Below are 1708 nucleotides of genomic sequence, written 5' to 3'. Positions count from 1 at the left end.
GATCCACGTCTCCGACACCGCGGCCGAGCTGGCCGGGCTGGGCGGCGTGATCGTCCACGGCATGTGGCTCTCGGCCGCCGCGCAGCACGCCGTGCAGGCGTCGGACGGCAAGACCCCCGCGCTGCGGATCGCCGGCTGGACCGCCCGCATGCTCGCCCCGGTCCGCCCGGGCGACCACATCACCGTCCGCGCCGTGCAGACCGGCCGCCACGCCGGCGGCCAGGTCCTCGAGGTCACGTGCACGGTCGACGGCGCCACCGTCATGGCCGCGACCGCGCTCACCGAGGCCCCTCGCACCGTCTACGCGTTCCCCGGCCAGGGCATCCAGGCCAAGGGGATGGGCATGGAGGGGCGCACCCGCTGCGCCGCCGCCCGCGAGATCTGGGACCGCGCCGACAAGCACACCCGTGAGGCCCTGGGCTTCTCGATCCTGGCGCTCGTCCGCGACAACCCGACCGAGGTCACCGTCCGCGGCGAGGTCCACCGGCATCCCGACGGCGTGCTCTACCTGACCCAGTTCACCCAGGTCGCGATGGCGTGCCTCGCGGTCGCCCAGCGCGCCGAACTCGAGGCCGACGGCCTGCTCGTCGACGGCGCCTACTTCGCCGGCCACTCGATCGGCGAGTACGACGCCCTGGCCGCCATCTCCGGCGTGCTCGAGCTCGAGCCGCTGCTGGAGATCGTGTTCCAGCGTGGCTCGACCATGCACCAGCTGGTCCCGCGTGACGCGCAGGGGCGGTCGGACTACCGCATGGCCGCCATCCGCCCGTCGCAGATGGGCATCTCGGACGAGGACATCGCGCAGTGGGTCGCCGACGTGGCCCGCGAGTCCGGCGAGTTCATCGAGATCGTCAACTACAACCTGGCGGGCTCGCAGTACGCGCTGGCCGGCACGGTCGCCGGCTGCGCCGCGCTGGAGAAGGCGGTGAACCGGGAGCTCGAGCGCTCGGGCGGCAAGAACGCCTTCATCCTGGTGCCCGGCATCGACGTGCCGTTCCACTCCACGGTGCTGCGCGGCGGCGTCCCGGACTTCCGGGCCACCCTCGACGCGCTGATCCCCGAGGACGTGGACATCTCGGTGCTCGTCGGCCGCTACATCCCGAACCTCGTGCCGCGCCTGTTCAGCCTCGAGCGCGACTTCGTGCAGGAGATCGCCGACCTCGTGCCGGCGGAGGCCCTGGACGACGTCCTCGCGAACTGGGACGCCTGGGCCGCCACGCCCACGCGACTGGGCCGCCTGCTGCTCGTCGAGCTGCTGGCCTGGCAGTTCGCGAGCCCGGTCCGCTGGATCGAGACGCAGGAGCTGCTGTTCACGCCGATCGAGCGTGGCGGACTCGGCGTCGAGCAGTTCATCGAGGTCGGTGTGGCCAACGCCCCGACCGTCGCGAACCTCGCCTCCAAGACCCTCGACCTGCCCACCCACCGCGGGCCGCGCGCCCAGGTGATCAACGTCGAGCGCGACTCGGCGACGCTGTACGGCACCCTGCCGCCCAGCGTGGAGGTCGACGACGACGAGACGGACACCGGCACCGGTTCCGCCTCCACCCCGGCCGCCGGTCAGGCGGCCCCCACAGACCCCGCACCGGCCGTCAACACCCCCGGCACGGCCGGTGCGGACCGATCCGAACCGGCAGCTGCGCCTGCCGCCGCCCCCGGCGCTCCCCGCCCGGACGACCTGGAGTTCGGCGCACCCGCCGCCACCCGCATG

The 1708-nt window shown here is 73.4% G+C and carries 1 protein-coding gene; it reads left to right on the top strand.

All coding sequences use genetic code 11. The features are described from left to right. The coding region (locus G6030_RS12435) for an acyltransferase domain-containing protein (RefSeq protein WP_182643331.1) at positions 1-1708 on the top strand (1708 nt) is incomplete at both ends.

The sequence above is a fragment of the Dietzia sp. E1 genome (assembly GCF_014145015.1).
GTDB classification, from domain to species: domain Bacteria; phylum Actinomycetota; class Actinomycetes; order Mycobacteriales; family Mycobacteriaceae; genus Dietzia; species Dietzia cinnamea_A.
The sequence above is the reverse complement of the archived record's forward strand: the minus strand, read 5'-3'. Positions and strand labels throughout refer to the sequence as shown.